This window comes from Fictibacillus nanhaiensis (assembly GCF_049537595.1).
GTDB lineage: Bacteria > Bacillota > Bacilli > Bacillales > Fictibacillaceae > Fictibacillus > Fictibacillus nanhaiensis_F.
In genome coordinates, this window is sequence record NZ_JBMULM010000001.1 from 37,916 (window position 1) to 64,662 (window position 26,747).

Genomic DNA, 26,747 nt, shown 5'->3' on the forward strand with positions numbered 1-26,747 from the left:
AGGTTATCCTTTTTTTGTGTTTGAAATGACGGTGAATTTTTTTGTAGCAAGGAAATAGGAAGCAACTCCAAAACAAAGTAAGAAAAAGGCAAGAATCCTAATAAGAAAAGGCATTCCAAAAAACATGATAAATTTCTCCTGCTAATTAGCTACTAAATTAAGGCTTTGACCAAAAGAGATACATGCCTAGGTAAAAGAGTACAACCAAGAGTCCGCAATGAATTGGCTATATGCAGCCAGAATGATTGGAGATCCCGCAATTAATAAAGATAGAATTGAAAGTATACCGGCATTTTTTTTTAACACCATAAAACCACTCCTCATATTCAATTTTAACTTTTATTTCCAACTAATTATTATTATACATAATTACCTTTTAGTTGTATGGATTAAATTGGAACTCTGCAATAATTTACTCGTTTCCTCAATTCTAAAGTCCTTTCACATCAACTGTGTGCTGTTTCACTCAGAAGTACCACCATTCAAATTAAACAACTGTTTAAAAATATTAGTATTACCTCTCTTAATACGGCAAATATTTTACCGATATAGAATATGTAAAGCGTTTTTCATTCAATAACAAGGAGAGTTTCTATAAATGGACGCCGTTTCTAGTACATATCACATTCCGCTTGTTTCTCTATCAATCATTATTGCAGTCATAGCTTCTTATGCTGCGCTCGATTTAGGGATACAGGTACAAAAAACAAAATCATTCGCACGGTACATTTGGATGACCTCAGGAGCTTTTGCGATGGGAATGGGCATTTGGGCGATGCATTTCGTGGCCATGCTCGCTTTTCACTTATCTATCAACGTTACTTATGATGTAATACTCGTCATCGTTTCCATTCTTCCAGCGATCCTTTCATCAGGAATAGCTCTCTATATCATCAGCCGACCTGTAATGGGGAAAAAGCAAGTTTTACTAGGAGCTCTTTTCATGGCGACGGGTATCGTTTCTATGCATTACACAGGCATGGAAGCGATGAAGATGAACGCTGAAATCCAGTACGATCCATTATTATGGACGCTTTCGGCGGTGATTGCTTTTGTCGCATCCGTCGTAGCTCTGTATCTACTTTCGTTTGTTAGCCAAAACTATAAAACAAGTAAAATATGGCTCGTGAAGCTAGGAAGTGCAGTGCTCATGGGGATTGCCATTTCTGGCATGCATTATACGGGTATGTCTGCTGCTACTTACAAGGCCCATCAACATCACACTGATCTAACAGCAACACCGTTTAACAGCACCCTTTTAGCTTATGCGATCGGGATTGTTATTCTCATTCTGTTAGGGATGGTGTTCATCAGCACGTTCATCGATCGAAGATTTGAATACCAGTCACTTCTATCAGAAAGAAAGTTCCGCTCTGTTATCGAATCTGCTAATGATTCTATTATTCTGTCAGATCGAACAGGAACCATCATTTCGTGGAATAAAGCAGCAGAGCGGATCTTTGGTTTTAACGAAAAAGAAGCACTAGGAAAAAATCTGCAGATCATTATACCGGACAAGTTTAAAGTTGCTCATCAGCAAGGGATGGAACGTTATCTGTTGGCTGGAGAACCAAAAGTGATCGGCAACACGGTTGAATTAGAAGGGCTTCGAAAGGATGGAAGTGAGTTTCCGATTGAATTGTCGCTCGCCGCATGGCAGGAAGAGGGAACTGTTTATTTTAGCAGCATCATTCGTGACATTACGGAGCGAAAAAGAAACGAGAAGAAGATTAATCAAATGGTCTACCGTGATCCTTTGACAGGTTTGCCGAATCGACTTCTGTTGAACGACCGTCTTTCTCAAGCACTCGAATTGGCCGATGAAACCAAACAGACGATTGGTATCATGTTTATTGACCTCGATCGATTCAAGTACATCAACGATACGTTAGGTCATGCGGTAGGAGATCAACTGTTGATTGAAATCTCAAAGCGTATTCAAGCATGTGTAGGAAAGAACGATACCGTCTGCCGTCAGGGTGGGGACGAATTTATCGTACTCATACCAAATACAACGGCAGATGAAGTCTCAAAAATCGCACAGCAAATAATAGATCTGTTTAGCAGCTCCGTTATGGTTAACGAGCAAGAGCTCTTTGTCACTCCGTCGATCGGGATTGCGATGTACCCAGGAGATGGCCGAGATATTGAAACGTTGATTAAAAATGCAGACACTGCGATGTACCGTGTGAAGGAACAAGGGAAAAACAACTTTCAATTTTATACACCAGAGATGAATGAGGCTGTTACTAAAAAAATGATGCTGGAGATCGGCCTCAGAAAAGCACTGGAACGTGATGAGTTTAAGATTGTATACCAACCGCAAATTGATGTGGAAACAGGCGGCATCATCGGAGTTGAAGCACTTTTACGGTGGCATCATCCAGAGTGGGGTACGATCTCACCGGCTGAATTTATTCCGATCGCCGAAGAAACAGGACTGATTCTACAGATTGGAGAATGGGTGCTTCATGGAGCTTGTCGTCAAAATAAAGCGTGGCAAGACGCAGGATACGCACCGTTACGAATGGCGGTCAACATTTCATCGCGTCAATTTCAGCAGAGTGATCTCGTTGAGCGGGTGAGTAGAATTTTGAGAGAAACAGCGCTTGCTCCACAATATTTAGAGCTTGAGCTGACGGAAAGTATTATTCAAGATTCGAAGTATGCTGTCGCGAAAATGCAGGTGTTGAAAGAGATGGGGATTCATCTATCGATTGATGACTTTGGAACTGGCTATTCGTCGCTAAGCTATCTGAAGACGTTCCCGATTCATACGTTAAAAATTGATCAAAGCTTTACGCGTAACATCTATGCGGATCCGAAAGACGCGTCACTCGTAGAAACGATTATCGCGATGGCTCATAACTTGGATTTGAAGGTAATAGCGGAAGGGGTGGAGACAGAAGAACAGCTTCAGTTTCTACAGCAAAAGCAATGTAACGAGGCGCAAGGGTATTACTTCAGCCGCCCGATTTCGGCGGAAGAGCTGGCAGTGATTCTTGAGGAGCATTCGGTTAGTGAAGTGTGCTAGATTATAAATTTATTCAAGTGAAAGAAAAGCACTTTCGAAAGTGCTTTTCTTTTCTTATGGTTTAATGAGGTTAAACGTAGGTTACACCTAAATCATGTAATCTTCTAAGTGCATTATAAGCCATTGAATAATATTTGCTCGCTTGTTTATATTTTTGAATATTCTCAAAGTAACTGCCTACTATTGGGTAATATATTGATAGATGAACCCATTCGTTTCTTTGTTCAAAGTAAGGAAGTAGCTCTTTAATCATAAAATTAATTGATGAATCGTTATGTTTACCGTGTGTAAATATGTGTTTGTGATATAAAAAATGAAGTTCGTATTCGCGATAAAGCGGATTTTCTGTAACCTGTTCTAGCCAGGTTTCTATGAGTACTAATCCTTTTTCGTTATCTTCAATCTTTTCATATTCTTTTATAAGAGCATAGATTGTCATTATTTTAGAAAAAAGAGGTTCTTTCTCCTTAGCTTCTAAACTTTTTATATAAAGTTCAATAGCTATATGAGTTTCACCTTTATGATTAGCTATACCACCAAGATTATGATAAATGACGCCTTTTAACTCTTTATCATTGAAAGAGTCCGCAATCGTTTCTGCAAGTCGTAGTTGCTTAACTGATTCATCAAAATTTCTAGTTCGAAGATGAATAATAGCAATCATGACTCTGCAATCCGCACATCTTCTGAAATAGTAGCTTTTCTCAAATATGTCCAGTGCTCTTTTGGTATATTCTAAACCAACTATACTGTAGTAAAGTTGATTGGCAGTTAGGCCAATCATGTAATATAGATACCCTTTTTCCCATTCTTGATGATGATATTCTTCTAAGAATTTTTCTGCTTTATATAAATATTGGATCGCTTCGTCAAAATCTTTTTTTAGATAACTGAGTAGCCCCTTGGCAAGAAAATAATAAAAGGCTTTTTGACCTTTTATCACGTCTTCTATGTAAGACACTTCATTTAATAAAGATTCTACACCTGGAATTTCTTCTGTAGTCATCATAATATAGATGCTTTTGAAAATCTTTTGTAGAATGTCTTCATCCACCGAACGTGGAGGTAGGTTAATTAACGCATAATACTTATCCTTAGCAGATGGGTAGTCTCGTTGATAAATCGAATGAAACAAACTTACAAAATTATGAATGATTTCATTTTCGTTTAGATAATTAAGACTAATATCTAATCTTGCCGCTAAATGCTGCTGTATTTCCTCCGAAGGTTCAGTGACTCCGTTCTCTATCTTACTTAAATAAGGAACAGAACAAATCCCTACTGCGAGTTCTTGCTGGGATAAGTTTTTGACTCTTCGGAAATAACGTATCTTTTCTCCTAGGTTCATTTTTGTTACCCCGCCTTTGTTTACATGATAAGTTTACAATTATTAGGTATAAGCTCACGTTAAAAATTTTCCCTTCTATAAATATACCTGAACTTTAACTGTAAGAGGAAACTAGTCTTAAATTATCGTGATTTAACCCCGAAATCCCTTCATGTTTCCCAATTTTTTTACCGGATTAGTTAGGTATAATTAACTATAGAAACTAACGACTAGGGTGAAAGCTATGACTATCGAAAGAGGCGACCTCGTAACCTATCACGATGAATTGCACAAAGTACTCCACGTGTATTCTTCAGACTTTCTTGAGATCCGAAAAGTGAATGAACCTTATGTACCTCGTGTGATCTTGGTTCATAAATCAGAAGTTACTGTTCAACTATAGTGTACATATATATATAGATTATAAAAAAGACTCATGAGTAGGCTGACGAACTCAAGAGTCTTTTATGTTGGTTAAATTAAAGTATCAGAATTTTTAAAAAACGATTATAATAAAAGGACTAATAATTAAGGAGGAATTTAACATGAAAAACATGACAACTCAAACCGTACAAACATATAAGGGTGGAACACGTTCTTAACTTATAGACGGTGTGTCCCCTTATGTGTGCCTCGTAAAAAAACACAAAAGGGGTAAATCATGAATTTTCCAATCAAACGTTTTTTCTCCTATTACAAACCGTATTTAGGATTATTTCTAACTGTATTAGTTACTGCGTTTATTGTTTCTGGGATTACACTCATCCTTCCGCTATGCGTTCGGTATATAACAAAAGATGTTTTAGAAGGGGACTTGTCTGTTGCCCTTTCTAAGGTGTACTGGATTGGTGGGATCATGATCGTATTAGTTGTCATACAGAATCTTGGAACGTACTTTGTCGACTATAAAGGCCATGAGGTTGGAGCTCGGATGGAAAGTGATATTCGCAGCGAATTGTTTCAACATCTGCAAAAACTTTCTTTTAGTTTTTACGATAAAGAAAAGACGGGCCAACTCATGTCTCGCGTAACAAATGACTTATTTTTACTTGCTGAACTGTATCATCACGGTCCAGAAGACTACGTCAAATATTCCGTGAGGTTTGTAGGAGCCTTTGTGATTCTGTTTTTTATTAATGTGCCTTTAACGCTTGCGGTGTTTTTATTTCTGCCGATCATCGGTATTCTCTCACTCTATTTTAACAAGAAAGAAAACGAAGCTTTGCGGCGAAATAAGGAGCGGATCGCAGATATCAATGCTCAGCTTGAAGATACACTTTCAGGGATTCGGGTCGTGAAATCTTTTGCGAACGAACAAGTTGAAATCCGTAAGTTTAATAAAGAAAATCTTCGTTTTTTAGAAAGTCGAAGAAACACGTACAAAGTAGAAGCCACCTTTTATAACAGCATACAAATCTTAATCCAGCTCATCACGATTACCGTTGTTGTGTTCGGAAGCGCCAGTATCGTTAATCAAACGTTGGATTTAGCTGATCTGATCACGTTTTTGTTATATGTCGGCTATATGGTAGAGCCTATACAGCGTCTGACTCATATGAGCACACAGTTTCAAGAAGGCATTACAGGCTTTCAGCGTTTTATGGAGATTATGAACCTGAAACCAGACATCGAAAGTCAAAAAGATGCGAGAAAACTTTCCGAAGTGGAAGGGGAAATTGTGATTGACAAAGTTAGCTTTCGATACGAACCGCATTTGGATCCTGTGTTTTCGAATCTTTCTCTTCGTATTCAACCTGGTGAATATGTTGCGTTAGTCGGTCCATCTGGAGCGGGGAAGACAACACTATGCTCGCTTATTCCTCGCTTTTATGATGTGACAGAAGGGGAAGTGCAGCTTGATGGTGTGGACATACGGAAGCTTGATTTAGAAGATTTGAGGAATCAAATCGGTGTTGTGCAACAGGACGTTTATTTGTTCGCGGGAACGGTGATGGAGAATATCCGCTATGGAAATAACGAAGCGACAGATGAAGAAGTGGTGAAAGCGGCAAAACAGGCAAATGCACATGACTTTATTATGGGCTTGCCAAACGGATATCACGCTGATATTGGTCAACGTGGAGTTAAGCTTTCTGGTGGTCAGAAGCAACGGCTAAGTATTGCGCGCGTTTTTTTGAAAAATCCGTCTGTCCTGATTCTGGACGAAGCGACGAGTGCGCTGGATAATGAATCTGAAAGTGCTCGAGTCACTAGCGAAAGGGCGCACAACGATTGTGATTGCTCACCGCCTTTCAACGATCCGTAATGCTGAACGAATTATTGTTCTAACGAACGAAGGGATTGTGGAGGAGGGTACACACGTTGTATTGCTGAGGTGCAATGGAGCGTATGCTCAGCTTTACAATAAGCAGTTTGAAGTACAATACTAGGTTACCAAAAAGGTCTTTCCAATAAACGGGGAGGCTTTTTTTATATGAGATATTGTAAGTATCTGCATATAACATTGATGAATCATCTGCACTTGCCTATCCTTTTATTTAAAAGAATTGTATAAACAAAAATAAGAAAAGTGTAACAACAATGACGGTGAGTATCACCCATAGATATATTTTTTGAATCTCTTCAGATGTGCCTTTTCCTTTTTTGACTCTGAAAAGTAACCATATATCAATGGTTGCGAATATTAAAGCACATAATCCCCCTACATATGTGTATAATCCCCAGAAACCAAAGATTAGTCGCCCTATTAAGAGCCCCATTGCTCCATGGAAAACTATGTACATAGGCATACTGATGCTGTAGTTCATGCTGACCTTACAGATCATATATTCAATAACTGCTGATGTTATGAGGCCAAAACATACAATGATACCTGACGCTATAAATGCGGTAAAAATCGGAATCATGATGATCTCTAACCCACTCTCACCAGCTTCACGATCAAACACAGACAGAGCTGTCAAAACGAGTGAAAAAAGTAAACTCGTCATTATGGTAGCGAAGATCTTGCGTTTTCCAAAAGCTTCTTCCATTCTTATATACTCCTTTTTATAAAATGAGTCCTAACGATAATACTAGGACGTACAATGGGGATGTAGATAGAAGTAGAGCTATGTTTTTGCTTTTAATCATTCTACTAGAAAAATAATAGACGAAGCTGCCAACTGTTAATAACGGTGCGATCAAGATCATAAAATATATATCCCCGTAAATTAGTAAACTAAAAAACATACTAATTGTGATAGATAAAAGCAATAATAGAGATAGATTGAACGAGTGTTTCTTGTTAGAAAAAAGATAAAGTGCAGTTTCTCCTAGAAAACATATGAAATAAACGAATAAGATGAAATAAGGGATAAGGTAAGGAAGACCCTCATTTTCTCCACTAATTCCTGTGCTCAGGAAGAAATAAAACATAGTGAATAAAAATGTTGTACCTGCACCTATGTATAAAGGACTTTTTTTAAGCATAGTAAGCATGTGTACTCAACTACCTTGTATAGATTCTTTATCTTAATAGTACCATTATTGAGTAGGTCGAAGCTTCTTTGTTTAGGGAATTAAAAAAGAACGTAACGTTTTAAGGAGTGGTAAGATGTTTGGTTCGCCACAAATGGTTTCGGTTATTTTTTATGGCGCTGCCCCTATGCACTCGCAGTATCATAACCGGGCTGCGCTTCAAGCGGCAATCGCGGATGTAGACAGCAGGGGAAGAGGGGTTGTCGTGGTACCGCCAGAGATTGATTACGGATATAAACGTGGAATCCCAATTACATACCCTGATTTTTCTTCTGTACGCCATGATATTCTGATTCATGATTATTCCATCAACACTCGTTATGATTCGTGTAACGGGGATGGGATGCAATATAGAATCATTACGAAGACTCATAATGAAACTGCTGGCAAGAATGATGGAAATACACAATGGTTAAACGGAAATTGGCACCCAGCCTTCATGCTGATGCATGAAGGGGAAAACACGAATAATCGAAGAGCCACGTATTTTACAGGGATAAAAGGAGAAGTGGCTTGGGGAGTAGGGCAAGGAATCAATACAGCAGGTGTATCAAGTGGTGTTTCAAAAGGGGCATCAGATGATGAATTAGCACATTTTAAGATTATCGGTAATAAAGTAGCCGGTGGTAGAGGACTTGAAACGATGCTGGCGATCAACAAAACGAATGGGTATTGGGGTTTCGGTGGAATGGCGAACCCGGACAAAGAATTTCATTTTAAAACAAAGCGTGGCTGTAAAGGTGAAGTGAAATTTGAATCACATACGGATAACTTGGAAATTAGCTTAAGCACACCAAATAAAATGCGGAAGTGGACAATTCGTGATGATAACGGCAGTTTAAACATTACAGATCTGAACGGAACTTCCAATGTAGTAACCTTTACGGAAACTGGAGAAGTTATCGCAAAAGACGGTATAAATATAAATGTATCAAGCTTACCGAAAAATCCTACTGCTGGGCGCATGGTCTTTTATAAAGGGGAGCTGAAACTTTATACAGGTTGTGTATGGAGAACGATATAAGAAAAAAGGAGCTGCGTATAGCTCCTTTTGTGGTTGAATTATCAATAATTTTCTTCAATATATAGCTCATAATCGATTGAATCATCCTCGTTCAGTTTGTTACCGTTAATATAGACTTGATTCCACTCATACATGTACTTGTCAAAGTAAACATAAAAGACGATTCTGACGTCATCTCTCTCTGTGTAATCATAAACGTTACTTCACTACAGGTCTTTCAATCCCGTTCAGAAAATCTTGTATCATCTCAAGGTGATCCGTAAATAGGTTTTGTGGAAGCTTGTCTATAGGGAAAAATTTATTATCCATTGATTCCGAATTAGAAGTAAGAAGATCCCCCGTAAAATCATGACAAGTAAACACATGCATTACCATGGATACTTGATCGCCATTTGAAAAGGTTTTATCAAGACGTTGTCCAGAATAAACGCCAAACAGCTCTAGTTTACCAAGTGTAAGTCCTGTTTCTTCAAAAACTTCTCGTCTGGCTGTATCTTGAACCGTTTCTCTCAACTCCATAAAGCCCCCTGGTAGACCCCATTGGCCGTTGTCACTCCGTTTATTAAGTAGTAATTCATTTTCTGTATTAAAAACAAAAGCTCCGGCAACCACCGTAATAATTTTTGAGTGACCAACCATGGCTCTAACGTATTTAATGTAATCCATCAGAATCCCCATTTCTCTATTTCCTTATTTTTCAACTATACCTTCATTATGTAAGTTCGTCTGCATTTTTTTGTAAAAAGACATAATAAAAATGAACTGGTTAATGATCCACTTCATTGGTTCAGTTCTTATATAGTTTGCTTTCTATGTACACTGTTTCACAATCTATTGCAAAAAGAAAAGCGAGGGTGAATCACGTTAAGCTTCTCTTTGTAGGGCAGGCTTTTCAATCGTACTTAGCAGATCTTCACGGGCTTTTTGACTTAATTCATTGGAGTACTCGATGGCCTCATAAATGGATGTAAAGTGCTGAGACGCATAGTAAGGAGACTTATAGCAATGTATCACTTTTGTTTGTGAAGGATAGATGAGCACCTTCCAGTGGTAAACATTTCGTTGCTTTTCACTGCCTTCCATGGCGATGAGCCAATGTGTGGAGCTATCTAGTGCAGCGTCTTCTTCCTGAGCTTTATTCTTTAGAGCAGCACGATCGTTCTCACCGATTAAAATTGGCACCTTCTCATAAAACTCCCTAAGGTTTGGGTAGTTGTTCATACCATCTCTCTCCTCTCAAACATGATTTGTCCATTTCACAAAGTACATGTTTCGCTTATTGTGACATTATATGAAGGAAGAGTGGAAAAGATGATTCAAAAAAACCAGATGCTATGTTTTTTAGCATCTGGCGGGTAAATCTTTAGAACCGTCTTCTTTTATTCCTCCGAGGTCGTCGTGGCCGTCTGATCTTAATTTCTTTTACCTTAATAAAACGAACCCCAATAAATAGGAAGTAAGTAGCTAGTGCGACATAAAAGAAGATTGGTACGCTTTCGAATCTGTTCTTCGCAAGCAAGTAAAACATGTAAAATAAAAATAACGAGATGATTGTACCGTATCGCGGCATCGGAATATCCTTGAAGCTTGGAATCTTGATCGTGCTTACCATCAATAGGCCGAGTCCGTAAAAGAGAAGTACAAAAATCCAAAGTGGAATCCATTTTACAAAAAAGACTAAGAATACAACAATTCCGCCTGCTAACGGGATCGGAATTCCCTTAAAATATTTCATCGATTCTTCTGCAGCTGTAATGTTAAAACGCGCTAGACGGTATGCGCCGAATAATGGAAACAGACCAGCAAACAGAAAGCCCCACATCCCTAAATGAGCAAAGTAGGTATTCGCAACAAAATAGGCAGGCGCTACGCCAAAAGAGACAACATCCGCAAGTGAATCCAGTTCCTTTCCTAGGTTTCCTGAGACCCCTAAGATTCGAGCTGCTCTTCCGTCGACCGCATCCAGCATCATCGCGATAAAAATGAGGATAGCGGCGTTTCGAATATCACCGTTTGAAACGTAACCGATGGAAAGAAACCCACAGAATAAATTTCCTAAAGTTAATAAGTTTGGAATATGTTTTTTCATTGTTCACGTCCTTAAAAAATACTCTTCTCTATATAATAGATGATTTTATTGGAAAAAGTTATGTTTTTTTGGTTAAGTGAGTAGTTTAACATATTTTTTGTGGTGGTGTGGGGTTCAGTGGGAAGTTTAAGTGGGTGGTAGATTATGAAATCATGTACAAAAAGTGACCTTGTAAGGTTCATGTAATTGGTCTGAGCAAAACAAGTATACGATTGAGCGAAAAAGAAGAGGATTGGGGTGAAACGTGAGCGATCCGGAGTGAAACGCTCAACTGTTGGTGTGAAACGATAGCCATATTGAGCGAACGTGTAATAAATATAAGATCACGTACCGTAAAAACAATTTTGTTCACATAAAATAAGATAATTTGAGTCCACGAGTCCACCCCATGAAAATCACTTCACACTTCTCTTCAAATAGCTCTCAAACAAGAGGTCGATCAGCAGCATCAATGTCGATCTTGCTGTAATATCATAGCCTGCGAACTTCACCCGGCCGACCGTCATGCTTAAACTCGTCTTCACCATCTTACTTAACGAAGAGTCGGATGCGTTCGTGATGCCAGCTGTATCTACGACTTTATAGGAAAGCTTCTCGGCTGCTTGCAGAAGTGTTTTCGTTTCGCCGCTTGACGAGATGAAGAACACGAGGTCGTTCGGTTCTACCATGTTCGGTAAAAGGTCGATCATGTGTGACTCGTATGTGTAGTGAGTCTGCTTGTTCGTCTGCATGAGTAATTTGCTGAAGTATTCTGCCATCATTTTCGATAGACCTACACCAACCACGATTACGCGCTTTGCGTTCACGATCTTCTCACTCAATTTTTCGAGCTCCGTTTTTTGAATCGTTTCAAATGCAGAAACAAACTCTTCTTTATAGCGCTCAACCGGATTGTCTCTCAACATCACATGCTGATTTTCGATCGTTTTCAAAATGTATTTTAGTTCGGAGAAGCCTTCAAGTCCGAGCTTATGCGACATGCGCACGATTGTTGTTGTACTTACGTTGTTCACTTTTGCGATCTCGGTCAATGAATGCGTCTTTGCTTCATCTATATGATTGTCTATGTAATACACGACTTGCTTTTCAGTTGGTGTGAGTTCAGCTAACTTGCTGCTGAACTGATCTAGAAACTTCCCCATCGTTAACTTCCTCATTTCCGTACGAACTCTTTCTTTTAGTATAGCCCATTTTTCATTCTGTACAAATGTACGGACTCTGTACAAAGATAACGCTTACTTTCGTGTTACAAATAGAGTATAGAAAGTTGGAAGTGCTTTCATACTAGGGAAGATTGGAGTGAATGTCATGGAACTTAGAAACATGACCCATCCGAATTTAGTGTTGTTCGATGTAGATGCTCAAAATAAAGAGCAAGTGATCAGACAGCTAATTTCAAAGATTAAAAAACAAGATTATATAGAATCAGAAGAAGCATTATTGGAAGCGGTATTAAAACGCGAGGAACAATCTCCGACAGGCATGGAAAAAGGGTTAGCGATTCCTCACGGTAAATCGGCAACGGTAAAACAAGCCGTTTTTGCGGTAGCTCGTCTCAAAAACCCACTCGCAGATTGGGAAAGTATCGATCCGAACAACAAAGTTCAGCTCGTATTCTTAATCGCCATTCCTGAGAGTGAAGCGGGAACGACGCATTTAAAAGTATTGTCTACACTAAGCACGAATTTGATGCGCGACGGCTACCTAGAAGGTTTGATGGCAGCGGGTACAACAGATGAGTTTTTAAACAGACTGGATGTTGAAGAGAAGAAAGAAGCTGCCCCTGAAAAAGAATTCACTAAAACCGTCGTTGCGGTTACAGCATGTGCAACAGGTATCGCCCATACGTATATGGCGGCTGAAGCTCTGGAAAAAGCAGGACGTGAGTTAGGTGTTTCTGTACTCGTTGAAAAACAGGGTGCAAGTGGAATTGAAGATGAGTTATCAGCTGAAGTTATAAAGAACGCGGATGCGGTCATCTTTGCAACGGATATTGCACCAAAACAAAAAGACCGTTTTGCAGGTAAATCGTATGTGCAGACGCGTGTAGCTGAACCATTACGAAAAGGGAAAGAAATGATTCAAAAAGCTCTGAATAACCCTGAGGGTGTTGTTGAGGCAGATGAAGAAAATTCTTCTGCTGCACAATCAAGCGGCGGAGGCGGATTCTTTAAAGATATGGTTCAAGCGGTAATGACAGGGATCTCTTACATGATTCCGGTTATCGTAGCAGGTGGTTTAATGATGGGTATCGCAAAACTTGGTGCGATGCCGTTCGGACTTGTGAATGAACTCGGAGATCCGAAATATGCTACACATTCAAATGAGCTATTCGTTATTTTACATCATCTCGATAAATTTGGAGCGCTCATATTTAAATTCATGTATCCAATCTTTGCAGCGTTTGTCGCCTATTCACTGGCTGACCGTGTAGGGCTTGTAGCCGGATTTATTGGAGGAGCTTTTGCTGGCGGACTTCATTATACGTTCTGGAACAACCCGGATGGCATTCCGTCTGGATTTTTAGGAGCATTGATTCTTGGACTTGCAGCAGGGTATATCGCTCGTTTCTTGAACCGAAAAATTCAATTGAACAAAAACTTAGCTGCGATGAAACCGATGTTTATCATCCCAGCGATCTCAGTACTATCAATCTTTTTCTTAAACTTTTATATTGTAGATCCTGTGTTTGGCGGTCTGAACGTTGTATTACGCAACTGGATCGAATCTGCACAAGGAACAGGTGATGTTGTTCTTGCATCGATCATCGCTTCTGCAACTGCTTTTGACTTAGGTGGACCGATCAACAAAGCAGCGGGTGCGATCGCGATCGGACTTGCAGCAGATGAAGTGTATCCTTTAACGGCTCGTGTTCTAGCGATCGTTATTCCACCGATTGGTCTTGGCGTTGCTGTTGTTATCGATAAATATATCGTCGGCCGCCGTGTATTCCCAGCAGATCTTCGTGTAGCGGGTAATACTTCGTTGTTATTAGGATTTCTGGCGATCTCAGAAGGCGCGATTCCGTTCATGCTTCGTAACCCGTTGATCACGATTCCAATCAACATTATCGGTGCCATCCTTGGCGCAAGTACGGCTGTCTTGCTTGGAGCTGTTCAATGGCTTCCGCTTCCGGCCGTTTGGGGCTGGCCGCTCGTTGAAAACCTTTGGGCTTACTTGCTTGGACTACTTGTCGGTGCAGCGTTCATCGCATTTGCCAACATCTTTATCCGCTTTGCGATTATAAAGAAAAAAGAGAGACAAGCGTAACGATATTCATCAGGTTTTGGAGCTCTAGGAGCAATAATCTTAGTAGATATTTAATCTCTTGAGCGAAACTAAGGGTGTTTTGAGCGAACAGAGATACATTTTGAGCGAAAGATATGATCCAATGAGCGAAAAAGAGGATGTTATGAGTGAAACAAAGACCAGTTTGAGCGAACGTGTAACAAATAAAAATACACGTACCGTAAAATCCGAACTGTTCAGACAATACGTCGATATGAGCTGAAAATATAAGTATCCAAAATAAAAAAGAAGGGGCGCATCTTGTTAAAAAGGTGACCCCTCTTTCTATTAAACGTGGGCAACATGGGAGGGAATTAGTATGAAACAAAAACAAAAAAAGGTATACGTTGTACCGCATTCGCATTGGGATCGCGAGTGGTACTTTACTATAGAAGATTCAAACCTACTACTCGTAGAAAACATGGACCGATTGATGGATGTTATGGAGAAAGATCCTGAGTATACGGGTTATGTATTTGATGCGCAGAGCTCGATCATTGATGAATATCTAAAGATTCGTCCAGAAGAAAAAGAACGATTGAGCCGTTTGATCGCGGATAAACGTATCTTTGTAGGACCTTGGTACACACAAGCAGATTCACTACTGGTGAACCGAGAGTCATTGATCCGAAACTTGATGTACGGAACGCGGATTGCTGAAAAGATGGGGCACTCCCTGAACGTTGGTTACTTGCCTGATATTTTTGGTCAGAACACATATCTTCCGTCTATGTTCAAAGAATTTGATATTGATTATAGCGTGTTGCAGCGGGGAATTTATACCGATCAGTTGAACGGTGATCTAAACTTCACGTGGCAATCACCAGACGGCGAGAGTGTGAAGGCGAACAATATCTACTTCGGTTACGGTCCAGGAAAATTTTTATCAGATGATCCCCAGTACATGGAAGAACGATTGCTGCCTATTTTAGAGAAAATAGCTGATCTGAACGCGAACACGGATAACTTGTTGTTGCCTGCCGGTGGTGACCAAGTGCTCGTTCGAGAGCATTTTCCTGAAACGGTAAAAAAACTGAACGAAAAAGATGAGAAACATGAATATGTGCTCTCTGACTATGAAACGTTCATGAAGGAAACGTGGGAGAAGGGAGATTTTAAGAACGTAATACAGGGTGAGCTGATCGCGACTCAAAAATCTCGCATTCACAATACGATTGGTTCTCAGCGTTATGACATAAAAAAGCTAAACGATATAGCTGAAGAAAAAGTTATCTATGAATTGGAACCTTTGGCAAGTCTTGCGAGTACGCTTGGCTTTAAATATCCGCAACGATGGCTGGATGAGATGTGGAAGATGCTATTCGACGTTCACGCGCATGATAGCATCGGTGGGTGTAACTCTGATGACACGAATCAAGATATCGTGAATCGTCTTACAAAGGTTATTCGAATCGCTGATGGCTGTTTGAATCTATTAAAAAAACAAATAACAGAAGCTGTGAGCCGTAAGCTTGGTAAAGATTCAATTTTTGTGATGTTCCATCTGCTTCCTAAAGCGTTCGAAGGTTCACAAAAAGTGGTTCTTTTTACAAAAGAAAAAGGGTACGGTGTTCGTGATCTAGATGGTAAACCTGTTCTGTTCGACGTATTGAATCAAGAATATATTTCAGGTGGAAAGACGATCGTCGTTACGGCGGATGGCGAGAAAGAAGTAGAAGCGCCAGGTTATTACAGAAACGAAGTACTTTTACGCGATGTGAAACTTCCGTCCATGGGCTATGAAACATTTGAAGTGGTGGAAGATGAAGAGACCGAACATGTAGCTCCGAAAGTGGAAGAAAACCGTGCAATCGAAAATGAGAGCTTCCGCATTTTTGAGGAAGATGGCAGACTTCATTTAACGGTGAAGACACTGAACAAGACGATCTCTGATTTTGTAAAGTTCGAAAATGTTGCGGATGCGGGCGATTCTTATGACTTTTCTCCGCTTGCAGGAGACTCGCCGATCTATTCAAGAGAGATCGAATCTGTTTATGTAGAAGGAAGTAATGCGGTCGAGTTCATGGAAGTTGTGCATCTGTTGCAGGTGTCGAAAGACTTGGAAGAACGAAAAGTTGGAGACGCAACAGGGAATCTAGCTATTGTGACCCGATTCGAACTTCGTAGGGGTGAAGACTTTATACGCGTTATCCATGACATTGAAAATGAAGTGAAAGATCACCGCGTGCGCGTGTTGCTGCAAACTTCTGTTGAAGCACCAGATTACTCGTTCGGCGATCAAGGATTCAGCTTGATTCAGCGCCCGACGGTTAATCCGTACATGGAAAACTGGAAAAAAGAAAAGTTCGCTGAAGCACCGGTGCCGATCTATCCGCTAGAAAATCTAGCAGGTGTAACGAATGGAGAGTTAACTTCTGCTGTTATCACGAAAGGCATAAAAGAGTACGAGTTGATCAAAGAAACGGGGCAACTCGCTTTAACGCTGTTCCGAAGTGTTGCGCTGCTGGGACGTGACAACTTAGCTTGGAGACCTGGCCGCGCATCCGGTATCAACAATAAAGTCGTCTATACGCCAGATGCTCAAATGCAAACGAAAATGTCGTTTGAGTACGCGATTACGGTTACAGAAGGTCATGATGTTAAACAGTTGTTTAACACGGTAGATAATTATCGCGGACACAGTGTGAGTTATCAAAAGCAAGCACTCAACACATTTGAAGAAAGACTGAATCGTTTTGAAATTCCTTATCCAGTAGATATCTTGCCTGCGAGATTCAGCTTATTTGAGACAGAAGGTGACCTGTTCCTAAGCACGATGAAAAAAGCGCATGACGATGATTCGGTCGTCTTACGTTTGTTTAACCCGAGTGAGGTAGAACAGACAGTCTTATTAAGAAGCGAAAATATCCAATCTGTTGCACAAACGAAACTGAACGAAAAAAGTGTGATCGACGTGAAAGAGGAAGTGACGGTTCGAGCAAAAGGATATGTCACATTAAAGCTTCGTATGAAGGAGAATGTGTAATGAGTTTTCCAGAAAAAGTTGAGAATTTGTTAAAAACGATCTATGGCGAAGAGTGTTCACCTGATTATAAGGAGGAAATCGTAAAGCTTGTAGAGGGTTGGAGAGAGAAAGAGTGGAGCGATACAGCTCCACTTTCTGAAAAAAATGTCTATTTGATTACGTACGGCGACATCATCAAAGAAGAAGGAGAGCCGACGTTAAAAACGCTGAACAAGTTCATTAACAAATACGCGGCAGATGAGATTACGGATGTACATTTGTTACCGATGTTTCCGTATACGTCTGATGATGGTTTTTCGGTCGTTGATTATCGTGAGATCCACCCTGAACTAGGGGATTGGTCCGATATTGAACGTTTCTCAAGCGATTATCGTTTAATGTTTGATTTTGTGGCGAACCATATGTCGAAGTCGAGCAAGTGGTTTCAAGGCTACCTGAAGGGTGAAGCAAAATATGTGAACTATTTTACCCCGAAAGAAGATGGTTTTGATGCTTCAAACGTTGTGCGTCCTCGCACCTCTCCGCTGTTTCACGAATACGAAGGTGGAAAGACAGCGTGGACAACATTCTCTGAAGACCAGGTGGATGTGAACTTTAAGCACTTTCCTGCGTTGCTTGAGATGACGGATATTTTACTGAATTACGCAAACCGAGGTGGGACAAGCATTCGTCTAGACGCGATTGGTTTCATGTGGAAAGAATCTGGTACGACTTGTATTCATCTTCCTCAAACACATGCCATCATTCAGTTGTGGCGTGAGATTTTAGAAGAATTGCAATTAAATACGCTCTTAATCACAGAGACGAATGTTCCGCATAAAGAAAATATCAGCTATTTTGGTGACGGCAACAATGAAGCGCATATGGTGTACCAATTTTCACTGCCGCCGCTCGTATTGCACACGTTAACGACTCATGATGCGAGTAAGCTGACTGGTTGGGCGAAGTCGATTGAAAAGGTGTCTGATTCGGCTACGTACTTTAACTTTTTAGCGAGTCATGACGGTATTGGCATGCGTCCGACGGAAGGCATCTTAACAGAAGAAGAACGTTCATCATTGGCTAAGAAAGTGTTGAATAACGGGGGTCGTGTTTCGTATAAAAGTAACCCAGACGGAACGGAATCTCCTTACGAGCTGAACATCAATTACATGGACGCGCTCATCAACAAAGACGAAGATACCAGTGAAGATATGCAAGTGCAGAAAATGCTTGCGGCACATTCCGTATTGTTCTCCGTAATGGGTGTTCCGGCCGTCTATTATCATTCATTGTTAGGGTCTCGGAACGATTATAAAGGGTTGGAGTCGTCAGGAATCAACCGTCGAATCAATCGTCAGAAGTTTCAATACGATGAACTCGTTTCGGAGTTGGAAACCTCTACTCGTCGTCAAAAAGTGTTTACAGGATTGAAGCGTTTAATTCGTAAGCGTCATCAGGAAACGGCGTTCTCGCCATTCGCTTCACAGTCTATTCTAGATCTTGGGAAGCAGGTATTCTCACTGGTTCGCAGAAATGAAGAAACAGGTGAAACGGTGTTGTTCGTGATGAATGCATCGAATAAACTGATCGATGTGGAACTTCCTTTTGGAGGTCAAGACTTGTGGAGCGGAACTTCAGTTGAAGGAACCGTTGAACTTGTTCCGTATCAGTTTATGTGGATTAAAAAATAAAGTAGGTGGACACGGATGAAGATTGTCATCGCTCCTGATTCATTTAAAGAAAGTATGACAGCGGCTGAGGTCTGTAGAGCAGTGGAAGCTGGTTTCAAAAAGACGTTTCCTCACGCACAATATGTGCACGTTCCTGTTGGCGACGGTGGAGAAGGAACGGTTACATCGGTTGTTGATGCGACAGGCGGCGAGATGGTCGAAGTGGAGGTCACAGGTCCGCTCGGCGAAAAAGTGGATGCATTTTACGGCGTAACAGGTGATGGGAAGACGGCAGTGATCGAGATGGCTGCCGCTTCTGGTCTGCATCTTGTTCCGAGAGAGAAGCGGAATCCTTGTGTGACGACAACACGCGGGACAGGAGAACTGATTCTAGATGCTCTGGATCGAGGAGTGGAGCGAATCGTACTCGGTCTTGGTGGGTCTGCAACAAACGACGGTGGTGCCGGCATGGCGTCTGCAATTGGTGTGAAGTTTTTAAATGTGAACGGTGAGGAATTGCCTGCTGGTGGTGAAGCGCTTCGTGAACTTTTGACCATTGATGTGTCTGGGCTCGATGCTAGACTGCAGTCGGTAAAAGTAGATGTGGCGTGTGATGTAACAAATCCGTTAACGGGACCGCACGGGGCATCGGCAGTTTTTGGACCGCAAAAAGGTGGGACGCCTGAGATGGTTGGCATGTTAGATGATAGTTTAAAACGATACGCTGAAGTAGTGGAACGAAATCTTGGTGTTGCAATAGATGAGTTGCCAGGTGCTGGTGCAGCTGGAGGCCTTGGTGCTGGAGTTGTGGCGTTTTTAGATGGAAAGTTGCAGAGCGGAATTGATCTTGTGCTTGATGTAATTGGCTTTGAAGATGCTGTTCGTGGTGCGGATCTTGTTATTGTTGGAGAAGGTCGGGTCGATTCTCAAACCATTCATGGTAAAGCGCCAGTTGGTGTAGCGAAACGAGCGAAGGCGTTTGTGGACGGTGTACCCGTTGTTGCGATTGCTGGCAGCATCGGTCCTGATTATGAAGCGGTGTACGATCACGGAATTGATGCTGTTTTTAGTGTAATGAACGGTGTGGTGACGTTAGAGGAAGCATTGTTGCATGGAGCTCGAAATGTGGAAAAAACAGCGGGAGACATAGCACGCTTGATACATTTAAAAATAAATTAGCCTCTTGCTCTCAAGGGGCTTTCCTCTTCTTTTAGGATTTGAGCAGTTTTGAAGTAGTCTTAAAGTGCATAATCGAGGACTTTTATGAAGTGATTTGTCATACAAGAGGCTAGTGTTTTTGTTTTTGCATCACTTTTAATAACCCGATCACATCATCATTCTGACTAACTTCGATCCGACTGACAGTGGCTTTAACATCTTTAACATCTGTTTCTAATGTATCAAGTCTAGTTAGAATCTGTTGTTGACCAGTTTCTAGGGTTGATACCTTATTATCTAGTTTGGTCACCTTATTATCCAGATCAGAAACTTTATTATCGATGCTGAGTAATTTTACTAGAATTTCATTCAATACTTTTTCCAAATTTCCCACCTCCTTTATTAGTCTTCCTAAACATTTTACATTATATAAAACTTGTCGTACAGTTGGGATAAATTAAACACATGTTTAAAAATCGGGAGGTCTATTCATGAGTATTATTGATATAAACTGCGATATGGGAGAGAGTTTTGGCGCTTACAAACTTGGAACAGAAGAAGAGATTTTAAAATACATAACGTCAGCAAACATTGCATGCGGTTTTCATGCAGGGGATCCAGCAACGATGAGAAGAACGGTAAAATTAGCTCTAGAGCATGAAGTTGGAATCGGTGTTCATCCAGGGTTACCTGATCTAGTAGGTTTTGGCCGTCGGAACATCGACATCTCTCCTCAAGAAGCATATGAGATGGTTGTTTATCAAATCGGCTCGTTGTGGGGATTCGTGAAGGCTGAAGGTGGCACGATTCAGCACGTGAAGCCGCACGGTGCACTTTATAACATGGCCGCTGTGAATCGTGAGCTGTCTGAAGCGATCGCCGAAGCGGTTTACAAAGTGAATCCTGAGCTTATCTTGTTTGGACTTGCGGGTAGCGAACTCGTTAAAGCGGGTGAAAAGGCTGGCCTGCGCACAGCATCGGAAGTTTTCGCTGATCGAACGTATCAGCAAGATCGCACGCTTACTTCCCGCAAACTGCCACATGCGGTGATTACGGATGATGATGCGGCAGTTGCACAAGTGATTCGTATGGCCAAAGAGGGAAAAGTGATGACGCAGCAAGACGTGGATGTTGATATTAAAGCAGATACGGTTTGCATCCACGGAGATGGTGCGCATGCACTGAGTTTTGCGAAGAAAATCAGACAAACGTTAGAGGATTCAGGGATTTCTGTTCGTAAAATCGGAGAAAGTATTTAAATCAGACTGAAGTAGGCTCGAAGGGTTACACCTTTGGGCTTTTTTTATGTGTCACGAGTTTGGTTCAGGTGTTGAAGAGTGGATATCAGGTGGTGGAGGGACGGTTAGCGGTTAAAAGGGGATCATCATCTGTGAAAACTACCACTTTACAGGTGGAACGACCAACTTTACCGGTGAACGTGTAATAGATATAAAAACACGTACCGTAAACTCTGCGCACATGTCATAATAAATTTGGAAATCTCTATATAGAAAGGAAACAAACCTATGGTCTGGATTCTCTAAAGACCCTCATTAGGTGACTTGGTTAACGGTGAAAGAACTTCGACGAAACGGCAACAAAAACGAAGCGCTCACTATCCTTGAAAAACAAATCAATACATTAGGTGGACTGAAATTGTTATCCGCCCTTCATTACAAAGAAAAACTACTACACACAAACTAAACGCCTTAAACTAGATCTCAGTAAAAAAGATATAGTTTTTTCTTTTCCCAGCACATTCCACGCGTCTTACAACTACCACTATCCGACAAATAACAGTATAATTAGGCATAAAAACATTTTTTGTAAAAGGCAGGAATATAGAGGATGAATAATTTTAGATTCGGGATTCGCCAGAAAATTATTACTGGCTACATTGTCATCATTGTCTGTTTAATTGCTGCTATTCTTGCGGTGACCAATCAGCTGGATAAGATGAAGAGCGAGAGAAACTTTATCATTCAGCATGATATTGCGGTCAGGGACCTTACGAGTCAGATTGAAAAAGATTTGCTAACAATGGAGACGAACAAAAGGGGTTATCTGATTTCAGGAGATGAGAGTTATCTTCAGAATTATGATGAAGCTCGTTCTAAATGGACGAAGGACTTCAACACACTGAACGAACTTCTCACTGATAATCCGAATCAGCAAAAAAACGCTGCAACGATTAACGAAAACATTAAAGAATGGATCGCAGTTGCGGGAGATCCGCCAATTAAAATGAAGCAGCAGAACGATACGGCGGGTATTACTGAATTTTTTAAACTAGATCCAGGGAAAGAAAAGACAGAACAAGTGCTTCAGCAATTCGAGTCTTTCCGTACGAAAGAAAAAGCACTTACAGAACAACGCGCAGATAATCTGAACGATCAGAATCGATACTTAGAGATCGGTCTTTTTAGTTTGCTTGCATTTGTTATTATCGCATCCATCACGCTTGCTTGGATTATTTCCGGTTCGATTATTAAGACGATCAAAGCGGTTGTCGGAACGATTCGTGCCATGACAACAGGTGGGAATTTAAGCAGCCGTATCCATGTAAAATCGAACGATGAGATTCGTGATTTAGGAGAAGCGACGAACGAACTGTTGAACTCTTTTGAAGAACGTGACTGGCTGCAGCGAAGTGTAACAGATGTTGTGAGTAAGAACCAAGGCGTATCATCGCTTGAAACGCTGGCGGAGATCTTCCTTTCTGCAACCGCACAGATCACGGAATCGTCGTATGGTGCCTTTTATATTAAGGAAGGCAGGGACGAAAACGTTCGATTTGTTAAAAAAGGAGCGTTCGCCGACACGGATGCAGATGTTGGGCGAGCTAGCTTTAAGCTAGGGCAAGGTCTTATCGGTCAATGTGCACTCGAAAAACGAGTTCAAGTGATCGATAGAATTGAAGGAGAGTACACGCTCATCTCTTCTGGACTTGGAGAAACAAAACCGAACAGCATCTTGATCGCACCGATCGTGCACGAAGACGAGATTGTAGCGGTGATTGAGCTAGCAAGCCTGAATTCATACAGCAACCAGCACATCGTCTTTATTGAAAAAGTACTTGAAACATTCGGACTCACGATCAACCGAGTGATCGATCGAATGGAGATCGCAAGACTTTTATCTGAATCACAAGCAATGACAGAAGAGTTGCAGGCGCAATCGGAAGAGCTGCAAACACAATCGGAAGAATTACAGATGCAGTCGGAAGAGCTACAGATGATCAACGAACAGCTTGAATCACGTTCACAAGACGCCGAGGAGAAATCAAAAGCACTTGAGATCGCGAAAAAGGACCTTGAAGATAAAGCGAAGCAGCTTGAAACAGGCTCGAAATACAAATCAGAGTTTTTGGCGAACATGTCTCACGAATTGCGAACTCCCCTTAATAGTATCTTGATTCTATCTGAGATGCTTGCTGAAAACGGCAACCAGTCCCTTTCGGATGAAGAGTTAGAGTTCGCGCGAGTGATTCATTCTTCAGGACAAGATCTGCTGAACCTAATTAACGATATTTTAGACTTATCCAAAGTAGAAGCCGGAAAACTGGAGATCATGCTTAGTGAAGTGAACCTCAGTGAGTTCCCAAGTAACTTGGAGAGAAACTTTACTCATATCGCTGATCAAAAGAACCTGAATTTTACGATTAATGTGGCACCAGATGTTCCAACACTTCTACAAACAGACGAAAAACGATTCCAGCAGATCATTAAAAACCTGCTGTCTAACGCGTTTAAGTTTACAGAGAAAGGCTCCGTGTCTGTTAGTGTGAAAAAAGTACAAACCGATGTCATCTACAACGGTGTTGATTATTGGTTAGAAGTGGCGATAAAGGATACTGGAATCGGTATACCGAAAGAGAAGCACGAACTCATTTTCCAAGCTTTCCAGCAAGGGGATGGAGCAACGATTCGTAAGTTTGGCGGAACAGGTCTTGGGTTATCTATCAGCAGTGAGTTTGCGAAGCTTTTAGGTGGTAGATTGCAGCTGCAAAGTGAAGAAGGAAAAGGAAGTACGTTTAAACTTCTGATTCCAAGTATCTCGGATGAAAGTGTTTCTGTTCAAACGTTTCTTGGCGCGTCAGCTGAAGTAGCGACTGCCCTTGAGGAGTCCAGCAGCTCGATAGCTGTTGCAGAAGCACCGATCACCGCTAAAATCATACCGGCAGAACCAGAAGTTGAACAACCATCGATCACAGTTGACGAAGAGAACGTGTTCTACAGTAAAACGGTATTGATCACAGATGATGATAATCGAAATATCTTTGCGTTAAAAACAGCTCTTGAACAAAAAGGAATGAACATTCTGATCGCCAATAACGGTATGGAGTGTCTAGATATTTTGGATGCGAACAAAAAGATTGATTTGATCTTGATGGATATTATGATGCCGGAGATGGATGGCTATGAAACGATGCAGCGCATTCGCGCGACCGGTGAGCACATGGATCTGCCAATCATTGCGCTGACGGCAAAAGCGATGAAGAACGATCGTGAAAAGTGCTTAGAGGCAGGGGCGTCTGATTATATCAGCAAACCGCTGAAGCTCGAACAGCTCTTTTCTGTGATGCACGTTTGGATGACAAAGTGAGGATCGACCACTGATGAAGGATTTCTTATGGAACAACGACGACAACCAGGAAAATAGCATAACAGAAACGCTTGAGATGGAGCTGTTATTAGAAGGGTTGTACCGCATATCTGGATTTGATTTTCGCCAGTATATGCGGTCCTCCATCCATAGACGTGTGCACAATCGCATGCAACTAGAGCAGATCTCAACGATCACAGGTGTGCTAGAAAAAGTTCTGCACGAACCTGCGTTTATGACGACGCTGCTCAACGACTTTTCGATCAATGTAACGGAGATGTTTCGAAACCCTGAGTTCTTTCGTGCTTTTCGCCAAAAGGTGATTCCTGAGCTGAGAGAACTACCGGAAATTCGCATCTGGCATGCTGGGTGTGCGACGGGTGAAGAAGTGTATTCGATGGCGATTTTAATGGAAGAAGAAGGGTTAAGTCATAAGACGAAATTTTATGCGACTGATATGAATGAACCCGTTCTGAACAAGGCGCGATCTGGCATTCTGCCGCTGAGCAAGATGAGGACGTACACGAAGAACTATATGGCGGCTGGAGGGACTCAAGCCTTTTCTGAGTACTATACGACAGACGGCCACTTTGCTTATTTGAAGCCTTCGTTATTAAAACAGATCAGCTTTTTGCAGCATAACCTTGTGACAGATCATTCGTTCAATGAATTTCACGTGATTCTGTGCCGAAATGTACTGATCTATTTTACGGCTGCTCTGCAAAATCAAGTGCATGAGCTGTTTTACGATAGCCTCAGCCCGAATGGTTTTCTCGGTCTAGGTGATAAAGAATCTATTCAATTTGCTGACTGTGCCGAAAAGTATGCAGACTTTGCAGAACAAGTAAAAATCTATCAAAAAAAATAAAGCAGGAAGAAGGGGTGTGATAACCTCTTCTATCCTGCTTTTTTATTTTGCTTGAATCATCATGATACACATGTCATCGCTCTGACCTTTTTGTTGTTCTTCTGGAATGACAAGATGAATCGGCGAGCGGATGTTGCTCCATTTTTCAGAAGCCACGTACTTCAGCTTCTCTAACATTCGTTCTTCATCATTCCCAGCTTCTAACACACCATCCGTAAAGAGCAGCATTTGAATGTTGTCTTCGTAATGGATAACAGACTTCTTCACTTCGATCTGTTCAAAGAAACCGACTGCAAAACAGCTCCGTTCAATGGATTGAAAAGAGTTATCAACGAGCGCATAGCCTTCCGGATGACCGGCATTCACGTATTCAACCGTCTTTTTCTCAGTATCGATCAAAAGGTAGATGCCTGTGAAATAGTAGTTGTAGTCGTTTTTAGGGTTATGTAGAAGCGCCATATAACGGTTCAACTCTTTGATCACGAGTTCAGGATCTTTCAGTTCTTTAATGCTGTCTCGCATAACAGACGAGATGAACATGCAAACAAGAGAAGAGGAGATGCCATGCCCCATCATATCGAGCAAGATGATACCATAACGATGATCATCGAACTTGTGCCAATAATACATATCGCCCGCGAGCTTAAAGGAAGGCAGGTGAGACACGTTTATCGTGATGTTGTCTTCCTTAATCGGCGGATTCAACAAGCCTTTTTGAACTTGCATCGCAAGATCGAGCTCGTTCTGAATCTTTTGTTCTTGTTCGGCATGCCAATCTTTTTCGTATTTTAATCGCAGTGCTACTCGAATTCTAGCAAGCAGTTCTACTTTATTGATCGGCTTCGTCACATAGTCCATACCGCCGCAGTCGAGCGCTTCTGCTAACTTCGTAGAGTCTTCGAGCGCTGTGATGAAGATGATCGGAATGTCTTTGAAACGCTCGTCTTTTTGAACGCGCTGGCAAGCCTCAATCCCATCGATCTCCGGCATCATGATATCAAGGAGAATCAGGTCGATCGACTTTTTGTTCAGCTCTTTTTCGTTTTCTTCGAGGTGATCGAAAAGCTGTTGAGCAGACGAAAGAGAGGTGCAGTCATCGTATCCTGCATTCTTCAATATTTTTTCTATTACAAATAAATTTACTGTATTATCATCAACGATCAGAATGGACATTCAAACTTCTTCCCCTTATATGTACCATTTATTGTGTGTTTTTCTAAGATCATTCATTTCTAT

18 protein-coding genes and 1 pseudogene are annotated in these 26,747 nt (G+C 41.2%); 11 read left to right on the forward strand and 8 right to left on the reverse strand.

All coding sequences use genetic code 11. The annotated features are described in order from the left end of the window. Positions 1–598: 598 nt before the first annotated feature. Complete coding sequence (locus ACOZ9X_RS00200) at positions 599–3,034, forward strand: EAL domain-containing protein (protein ID WP_423416509.1); 2,436 nt, start codon at positions 599–601, stop codon at positions 3,032–3,034. 70 nt (positions 3,035–3,104) lie between these two features. Here ACOZ9X_RS00200 and ACOZ9X_RS00205 read toward each other — a convergent pair whose 3' ends face one another. Further along, a complete protein-coding gene (locus tag ACOZ9X_RS00205; RefSeq protein ID WP_423416510.1) occupies positions 3,105–4,382 on the reverse strand; it encodes a helix-turn-helix domain-containing protein in 1,278 nt (425 codons plus the stop codon). Between the two features lie 223 nt (positions 4,383–4,605). Here ACOZ9X_RS00205 and ACOZ9X_RS00210 point away from each other — a divergent pair, with 223 nt between their 5' ends. Together ACOZ9X_RS00210 and ACOZ9X_RS00215 are read left to right on the forward strand one after the other, a co-directional pair. Further along, positions 4,606–4,764: a hypothetical protein gene (locus ACOZ9X_RS00210; protein ID WP_198768513.1), complete on the forward strand. Its 159-nt coding sequence runs from the start codon at positions 4,606–4,608 to the stop codon at positions 4,762–4,764. Between the two features lie 258 nt (positions 4,765–5,022). Then, a pseudogene (locus ACOZ9X_RS00215) lies at positions 5,023–6,751 on the forward strand (ABC transporter ATP-binding protein). A gap of 108 nt (positions 6,752–6,859) precedes the next feature. Here ACOZ9X_RS00215 and ACOZ9X_RS00220 read toward each other — a convergent pair. Further along, a complete protein-coding gene (locus tag ACOZ9X_RS00220) occupies positions 6,860–7,354 on the reverse strand; it encodes a hypothetical protein (RefSeq protein ID WP_423416511.1) in 495 nt (164 codons plus the stop codon). Between the two features lie 563 nt (positions 7,355–7,917). On the opposite strand from ACOZ9X_RS00220, the gene ACOZ9X_RS00225 reads away from it, so the two are divergent. Then, the gene (locus ACOZ9X_RS00225; protein WP_423416512.1) at positions 7,918–8,865 is read left to right on the forward strand and encodes a hypothetical protein; all 948 of its coding nucleotides are present in this window, start codon (positions 7,918–7,920) and stop codon (positions 8,863–8,865) included. A 198-nt stretch (positions 8,866–9,063) separates the two neighbouring features. Here ACOZ9X_RS00225 and ACOZ9X_RS00230 read toward each other — a convergent pair whose 3' ends face one another. From ACOZ9X_RS00230 to ACOZ9X_RS00245, 4 genes are all read right to left on the reverse strand, one after another. Further along, positions 9,064–9,531, reverse strand: a complete 468-nt coding sequence (locus tag ACOZ9X_RS00230) for an NUDIX hydrolase (RefSeq protein ID WP_423418191.1) — start codon at positions 9,529–9,531, stop codon at positions 9,064–9,066. Between the two features lie 198 nt (positions 9,532–9,729). Continuing rightward, the gene (locus ACOZ9X_RS00235; protein ID WP_423416513.1) at positions 9,730–10,086 is read right to left on the reverse strand and encodes a hypothetical protein; all 357 of its coding nucleotides are present in this window, start codon (positions 10,084–10,086) and stop codon (positions 9,730–9,732) included. A 142-nt stretch (positions 10,087–10,228) separates the two neighbouring features. After that, entirely contained in the window at positions 10,229–10,954 is a 726-nt protein-coding gene (gene pssA, locus ACOZ9X_RS00240) for a CDP-diacylglycerol--serine O-phosphatidyltransferase (protein ID WP_137790872.1), read from the reverse strand. Between the two features lie 395 nt (positions 10,955–11,349). Continuing rightward, positions 11,350–12,096, reverse strand: coding sequence for a MurR/RpiR family transcriptional regulator (locus ACOZ9X_RS00245; protein WP_423416514.1), 747 nt, complete (start codon positions 12,094–12,096; stop codon positions 11,350–11,352). 166 nt (positions 12,097–12,262) lie between these two features. Here ACOZ9X_RS00245 and ACOZ9X_RS00250 point away from each other — a divergent pair, with 166 nt between their 5' ends. The 4 genes from ACOZ9X_RS00250 to ACOZ9X_RS00265 all read left to right on the forward strand — a co-directional run bounded on the left by ACOZ9X_RS00250 (position 12,263) and on the right by ACOZ9X_RS00265 (position 20,059). Next, positions 12,263–14,224: a fructose-specific PTS transporter subunit EIIC gene (locus tag ACOZ9X_RS00250; RefSeq protein WP_423416515.1), complete on the forward strand. Its 1,962-nt coding sequence runs from the start codon at positions 12,263–12,265 to the stop codon at positions 14,222–14,224. Positions 14,225–14,561: 337 nt separating this feature from the next. Next, positions 14,562–17,228, forward strand: coding sequence for a glycoside hydrolase family 38 C-terminal domain-containing protein (locus ACOZ9X_RS00255; RefSeq protein ID WP_423416516.1), 2,667 nt, complete (start codon positions 14,562–14,564; stop codon positions 17,226–17,228). Further along, positions 17,228–18,901 (forward strand): alpha-amylase family glycosyl hydrolase, encoded by a 1,674-nt coding sequence (locus ACOZ9X_RS00260; RefSeq protein WP_423416517.1) that lies wholly within the window; start codon positions 17,228–17,230, stop codon positions 18,899–18,901. The genes ACOZ9X_RS00255 and ACOZ9X_RS00260 overlap by 1 nt, the downstream gene beginning before the upstream one ends. Positions 18,902–18,916: 15 nt before the next feature. Further along, positions 18,917–20,059, forward strand: coding sequence for a glycerate kinase (locus tag ACOZ9X_RS00265; protein WP_423416518.1), 1,143 nt, complete (start codon positions 18,917–18,919; stop codon positions 20,057–20,059). Between the two features lie 109 nt (positions 20,060–20,168). Here ACOZ9X_RS00265 and ACOZ9X_RS00270 read toward each other — a convergent pair whose 3' ends face one another. Continuing rightward, positions 20,169–20,432 (reverse strand): hypothetical protein, encoded by a 264-nt coding sequence (locus tag ACOZ9X_RS00270; RefSeq protein ID WP_423416519.1) that lies wholly within the window; start codon positions 20,430–20,432, stop codon positions 20,169–20,171. 97 nt (positions 20,433–20,529) lie between these two features. Between ACOZ9X_RS00270 and ACOZ9X_RS00275 the strand changes: the two genes are divergently transcribed. The 3 genes from ACOZ9X_RS00275 to ACOZ9X_RS00285 all read left to right on the forward strand — a co-directional run bounded on the left by ACOZ9X_RS00275 (position 20,530) and on the right by ACOZ9X_RS00285 (position 25,511). After that, positions 20,530–21,297, forward strand: coding sequence for a LamB/YcsF family protein (locus ACOZ9X_RS00275; RefSeq protein WP_423416520.1), 768 nt, complete (start codon positions 20,530–20,532; stop codon positions 21,295–21,297). A 589-nt stretch (positions 21,298–21,886) separates the two neighbouring features. Next, a complete protein-coding gene (locus tag ACOZ9X_RS00280) occupies positions 21,887–24,643 on the forward strand; it encodes a response regulator (protein ID WP_423416521.1) in 2,757 nt (918 codons plus the stop codon). A 13-nt stretch (positions 24,644–24,656) separates the two neighbouring features. Next, positions 24,657–25,511, forward strand: coding sequence for a CheR family methyltransferase (locus ACOZ9X_RS00285; RefSeq protein WP_423416522.1), 855 nt, complete (start codon positions 24,657–24,659; stop codon positions 25,509–25,511). Between the two features lie 42 nt (positions 25,512–25,553). On the opposite strand, the gene ACOZ9X_RS00290 is transcribed toward ACOZ9X_RS00285, so the two are convergent. After that, complete coding sequence (locus tag ACOZ9X_RS00290) at positions 25,554–26,684, reverse strand: SpoIIE family protein phosphatase (protein ID WP_423416523.1); 1,131 nt, start codon at positions 26,682–26,684, stop codon at positions 25,554–25,556. Between the last annotated feature and the right edge of the window lie 63 nt (positions 26,685–26,747).

Excerpts from the sequence above, each read along its gene's own strand:
- ACOZ9X_RS00275 (WP_423416520.1), top strand. The coding sequence starts at position 20,530 with ATGAGTATTATTGATATAAACTGCGATATGGGAGAGAGTTTTGGCGCT.
- ACOZ9X_RS00250 (WP_423416515.1), top strand. The coding sequence starts at position 12,263 with ATGGAACTTAGAAACATGACCCATCCGAATTTAGTGTTGTTCGATGTA.
- ACOZ9X_RS00290 (WP_423416523.1), bottom strand. The coding sequence starts at position 26,684 with ATGTCCATTCTGATCGTTGATGATAATACAGTAAATTTATTTGTAATA.
- ACOZ9X_RS00265 (WP_423416518.1), top strand. The coding sequence starts at position 18,917 with ATGAAGATTGTCATCGCTCCTGATTCATTTAAAGAAAGTATGACAGCG.
- ACOZ9X_RS00255 (WP_423416516.1), top strand. The coding sequence starts at position 14,562 with ATGAAACAAAAACAAAAAAAGGTATACGTTGTACCGCATTCGCATTGG.
- ACOZ9X_RS00230 (WP_423418191.1), bottom strand. The coding sequence starts at position 9,531 with ATGGATTACATTAAATACGTTAGAGCCATGGTTGGTCACTCAAAAATT.
- ACOZ9X_RS00245 (WP_423416514.1), bottom strand. The coding sequence starts at position 12,096 with ATGGGGAAGTTTCTAGATCAGTTCAGCAGCAAGTTAGCTGAACTCACA.
- ACOZ9X_RS00260 (WP_423416517.1), top strand. The coding sequence starts at position 17,228 with ATGAGTTTTCCAGAAAAAGTTGAGAATTTGTTAAAAACGATCTATGGC.
- ACOZ9X_RS00210 (WP_198768513.1), top strand. The coding sequence starts at position 4,606 with ATGACTATCGAAAGAGGCGACCTCGTAACCTATCACGATGAATTGCAC.
- ACOZ9X_RS00200 (WP_423416509.1), top strand. The coding sequence starts at position 599 with ATGGACGCCGTTTCTAGTACATATCACATTCCGCTTGTTTCTCTATCA.
- ACOZ9X_RS00205 (WP_423416510.1), bottom strand. The coding sequence starts at position 4,382 with ATGAACCTAGGAGAAAAGATACGTTATTTCCGAAGAGTCAAAAACTTA.
- ACOZ9X_RS00285 (WP_423416522.1), top strand. The coding sequence starts at position 24,657 with ATGAAGGATTTCTTATGGAACAACGACGACAACCAGGAAAATAGCATA.
- ACOZ9X_RS00235 (WP_423416513.1), bottom strand. The coding sequence starts at position 10,086 with ATGAACAACTACCCAAACCTTAGGGAGTTTTATGAGAAGGTGCCAATT.
- ACOZ9X_RS00280 (WP_423416521.1), top strand. The coding sequence starts at position 21,887 with ATGAATAATTTTAGATTCGGGATTCGCCAGAAAATTATTACTGGCTAC.
- pssA (WP_137790872.1), bottom strand. The coding sequence starts at position 10,954 with ATGAAAAAACATATTCCAAACTTATTAACTTTAGGAAATTTATTCTGT.
- ACOZ9X_RS00220 (WP_423416511.1), bottom strand. The coding sequence starts at position 7,354 with ATGGAAGAAGCTTTTGGAAAACGCAAGATCTTCGCTACCATAATGACG.
- ACOZ9X_RS00225 (WP_423416512.1), top strand. The coding sequence starts at position 7,918 with ATGTTTGGTTCGCCACAAATGGTTTCGGTTATTTTTTATGGCGCTGCC.